This is a genomic window from Mesorhizobium sp. M7A.F.Ca.CA.004.04.2.1 (assembly GCF_004022825.1).
Lineage (GTDB): Bacteria > Pseudomonadota > Alphaproteobacteria > Rhizobiales > Rhizobiaceae > Mesorhizobium.
This window is the reverse complement of sequence record NZ_RZPH01000511.1, coordinates 1-4,199: the sequence shown is the minus strand read 5'-3', so window position 1 is coordinate 4,199 and position 4,199 is coordinate 1. Positions and strand designations below refer to the sequence as shown.

General features: G+C 62.4%; 6 protein-coding genes and 1 pseudogene. 1 reads left to right on the top strand and 6 read right to left on the bottom strand.

The window, feature by feature from the left end:
* Nucleotides 1–482: hypothetical protein (locus EN893_RS21355; RefSeq protein WP_128361757.1), on the top strand; the 482-nt coding region annotated here is incomplete at its 5' end.
* Between the two features lie 89 nt (nt 483–571).
* Here the strand turns inward: EN893_RS21355 and EN893_RS38170 are convergent.
* From EN893_RS38170 to EN893_RS21325, 6 genes and pseudogenes are all read right to left on the bottom strand, one after another.
* Complete coding sequence (locus tag EN893_RS38170; protein ID WP_164748806.1) at nt 572–1,081, bottom strand: hypothetical protein; 510 nt, start codon at nt 1,079–1,081, stop codon at nt 572–574.
* A 167-nt stretch (nt 1,082–1,248) separates the two neighbouring features.
* Nucleotides 1,249–1,551 carry a hypothetical protein gene (locus tag EN893_RS21345; protein WP_127270978.1) on the bottom strand — a complete coding sequence of 101 codons (303 nt, stop codon included), beginning with the start codon at nt 1,549–1,551 and terminating at the stop codon, nt 1,249–1,251.
* Nucleotides 1,552–1,644: 93 nt separating this feature from the next.
* A complete protein-coding gene (locus EN893_RS21340) occupies nt 1,645–2,184 on the bottom strand; it encodes a MerR family transcriptional regulator (RefSeq protein WP_127270980.1) in 540 nt (179 codons plus the stop codon).
* A 125-nt stretch (nt 2,185–2,309) separates the two neighbouring features.
* Entirely contained in the window at nt 2,310–2,633 is a 324-nt protein-coding gene (locus EN893_RS21335) for an integration host factor subunit alpha (RefSeq protein ID WP_013532231.1), read from the bottom strand.
* A gap of 103 nt (nt 2,634–2,736) precedes the next feature.
* On the bottom strand, nt 2,737–3,708 hold the full coding sequence (locus EN893_RS21330; protein ID WP_127272084.1) for a beta-ketoacyl-ACP synthase III: 972 nt from the start codon (nt 3,706–3,708) through the stop codon (nt 2,737–2,739).
* A gap of 9 nt (nt 3,709–3,717) precedes the next feature.
* Nucleotides 3,718–4,199, bottom strand: a pseudogene (locus EN893_RS21325) (phosphate acyltransferase); the annotation flags it as partial.

Sequence of the window (4,199 nt, the reverse complement as noted above, 5' to 3'; positions counted from 1 at the left end):
CCGTGAAAACCCGCCAGGGCGATACCGATGCGATCAAGCTCAAGGCTGGCTGGAAGATCTCGGGCGTCGCCAACGCCTCGGCAAAGGACATCAAGCAGGGCGATTTCCTCGGCATTGCCTCTGTTTCGAAAGCGGATGGCGGCAGCGGCGCCCTGGAGGTGGTGGTCTTTCCGGCCGCGCTGAAAGGCACTGGCGAAGGCGATCGTCCCTGGGACCTGCAGCCAAACAGCCGGATGACCAACGGCACCGTCGCCGACGTTACCGATATAAGCGGGCGATCCGTCACCCTGACCTATGACAATGGCCAGACCAAGAAGATTTCGATCCCCGACACCACGCCCGTCGTGACCTTCGCGCCGGCGACGCCTACCGACCTCAAGCCGGGTGCGACGGTCTTCGTCACCGCTGAGCGGGGCAGCGACGGCGCACTGAGCGCCAGCCGCGTCGTGGTCGGAACCAACGGCGTCGTGCCACCGATGTAGTCGAACAGGCGGCCGATGGCCGCCTCTCGATCTTGCCGTGCATGGTGACGGGAGGCTGGATTGGGCAGAAACAGTCCAGAAACAAAATTCTACAATCGGGAAATACTGACGAAAAAATTCAGGCGCGTAATTCCATTCGCGGCGGCCGGGCTATCGCCCCGATCCATATGCGCCCGCGAAACAAAAGGAAACCATCCATGAAGAAGTCCCTCCTCTCGGCCCTCGGGCTTGCAGTTGCATTGGCTTTCACGGTGCCCGTCATCGGCGCGACGAGCGCGGATGCGGCCCCGATGGCCAAGCATCATCGTCACCACCATCATCATCGCCACCATGTCCGCCACCACCATCATCACCGCCACCACCACCATGTGATCGGAAACAAGGCCTAAGCTCCGCAGACCGCCACCGAGAAGACCGGCCTTGGCTTCTTGTCCAAGGCCGGTCTTCTCGGCCCCGCGAGGCTCGATCGCGGAAGACTGTTCACGCAAGTCCAGCCCCCCTACGCCGGTGAGATCGTCGTCTATCCCGGCGCTGGCTATTGCACGACCACCAATCCGGCGTTCGCCGGCGAAATTGAGCGGCTCCGGCGGCTCGACCAATCCGCATTCCTGCGCCGGCCGCACAGAGATGCGGGGCGCCCGCCGACGCGCTCCTCGCCAGATGCCGGAGCGACGACAGACATAGCCGACCGCAAGGAAAATAAACGGATCGCCCTGAGGCGAGCTGTCACTTCTTGCTTCTTATCCCTGGGATTGGGTTTTAGAATTCAGCGCCGGCTGAACAGCAGACTGGCGACAAGACCGAGCACCACAAGGCCTACCGCCGCGGCAGCCGCCGGATGGTCGCGGGCCGACCTCTCGATCACCCTGCCCTGTTTACGGATTGCCGGCATGGCGTCGCGCAGGCGCCCGGCAAGATCGGAATAGGTGTCCAGCGCGGCATCGCGACCGTCCTCGTAATACGCGCCGCCTCGCCTTGCCACGGCCCTCTTCAAGCTGGCCAGTTCCTTGGTAAGAGCCGCGACCTGCCTGTCGAGATCGATGTCGGAGAGGGTCGAAAATGATGCCATTGGTATGTTTCCTTCACTTGCAGAAGGAAGCGTAACGCCTCACCGGAAGACGGGTTCCGGCTTTCGAACTGTCGATGCCGCGTCGGGCCGCGGTCAGCGCACCTGGTCAAGCAGGCGCTTGCATTCCAGGAGGTCGAACAGCGCCTCCTGCAGCAAGGCCCTGTTGTCGCGCGAGAGTTTCGACGCATCCGGCTGCACCGGACCCTCCTCGTCGCTCTTGCCCAGGCCGAAAAAGCGGCGGCTGGGTTTGACGCGGGGCTGGCCAACCAGTTCGTCGTCCATGCCGCGCGGCTGGGCCGCAGGCGTCAGCGGCACCTGATCGGCCTGCTTTCGCTGCGAGATCGCCTCTACGGCGGCCATGTCGCCATTGCCGATGGCAACCAGGAAATGGTTGCCGTTCTCGCGCAACAGCTTCTGCACGCCCTTGATGGTGTAGCCCTGGTCGTAGAGCATGTGGCGGATGCCCTTGATCAGCTCGACATCCTGCGGCCGGTAGTAACGACGGCCGCCGCCGCGCTTCATCGGCTTGATCTGGTTGAAACGCGTTTCCCAGAAGCGCAGCACATGCTGCGGCAGATCGAGATCTTCGGCGACCTCGCTGATGGTACGAAAGGCGTCGGGGCTCTTGTCCATGGGCGAATCCTCACGCTGGACGATGATCCGGCCTACCTGCCGAATCGGGGCTTATTTCAGCGGTTTATGAAGCAATATTCAAGCCCGGCGTCATGGCGGCGACGGTTTTCAACCGCGCAGTAGGACTACTTGCCGCTTTTGGCCTTGCCGCTCTGATGGGAGCGCAAGATACGGCTCTTCAGCACATTCGACGACTTGAAGGTCATCACCCGACGCGGCAGGATCGGCACTTCCTCGCCGGTCTTGGGATTGCGGCCGATGCGTTCGTTCTTGGAGCGGACGTGGAATGTCGCGAAGGACGACAGCTTCACCGTTTCGCCGCGCACGATGGCTTCGCAGATTTCATCCAGCACCGCTTCGACGAGTTCGGCCGATTCAGTGCGCGACAGGCCGACCTTCCGGTAAACTGCCTCGGCAAGGTCGGCGCGCGTAAGTGTCTTTCCCCCCATGCGACCGTCCCATCAGCTCAAAACATAAAATTCGGCACAACAACGGCAGAGCCTAAGTAATTGATCCGTCAAGGTCAAGGACCGAAACTGGACCGTTCGGCACTTACCAGCGAACCAGGACAGCGCCCCAGGTGAAGCCACCGCCCATCGCTTCCAGGAGGACGAGATCGCCCTTCTTGATGCGGCCGTCGGCGACGGCCACCGACAGCGCCAACGGCACGGAAGCAGCCGAGGTGTTACCGTGCAAATCGACCGTAACCACCACCTTTTGCTCAGCTATCCCGAGCTTCTTGGCGGAAGCGTCAATAATTCGTTTATTGGCCTGGTGGGGCACGAACCAGTCGAGATCATCGGCTGAGATACCCGCTTGCGCGAACGTCGCCTCGATCACGTCGGTGATCATGCCGACCGCATGCTTGAAGACTTCGCGGCCCTCCATCCGGAGGTGGCCGACCGTACCCGTGGTCGACGGCCCGCCGTCGACGAAAAGCTTGTCCTTGTGCGTGCCGTCGGAGCGCAGGCTGGCCGCCAGAACGCCATGGTCGGCGATCGCGCCCGTCCCCTCGCCTGCTTCCAGGATCATGGCACCGGCGCCGTCGCCGAACAGCACACAGGTCGAGCGGTCGCTCCAATCGAGGATGCGCGAGAATGTTTCCGAACCGATCACCAGGACACGCTTGGCCAGGCCGCCGCGGATGTAGAGATCGGCGGTGGTCACGGCATAGACGAAGCCCGAACAGACCGCCTGCAGGTCGAAGGCAAAGCCGTGATGCATGCCGAGCCGGTTTTGGATCTCGACGGCAGTGGCCGGGAATGTGTTGTTGGGCGTCGAGGTCGCCAGCACGATCAGATCGATGTCGACTGGCGTGAGGCCGGCATTGGCAAGTGCGGCACGTGCCGCTGCTTCCCCCAGCGAAGCCGTGGTCTCGTCGTCACCAGCGATATGGCGCTGGCGAATACCGGTACGCTGGGCGATCCACTCATCGGAGGTCTCGACCATGCCTTCGAAATCGGCATTCTTCATGATTCGGCGGGGCAGCGCGGCGCCCGTGCCGCGCACGACTGATCTGATCAAAGTTCTTTCCTATTCCTTTGCGTCGGTGACGACGTCGGATTTCCTAGATGACAGGGCACGCGGGTTGCGCGCATGAAACAGGTCCAGATCGGCCTCGATGCGGTCGAGGAGGTTGTTGCGGACCATGTCATAGCCGAGTTCGATCGCGGCGGCGAACCCATCAGAATCAGCACCGCCATGGCTTTTGACGACGATGCCGCTCAACCCCAGGAAAACGCCACCGTTGGACCGGCCGACATCCATCTTTTCGCGCAGGCGATCGAAGGCGCCCTTGGCGAAGATGTAGCCGATCCTGGCCATCAGAGTCCGGCTCATCGCCGCGCGCAGATAGCCACCGATCTGGCGCACCGTGCCTTCCGCCGTCTTCAGCGCGATGTTGCCGGCAAAGCCTTCGGTGACGACGACGTCGACCACGCCCTTGCCGATATCGTCACCCTCGACGAAACCGTGATAGTTCATCGAGGCCATGTTGGCTTCGCGCAGCATGCGCC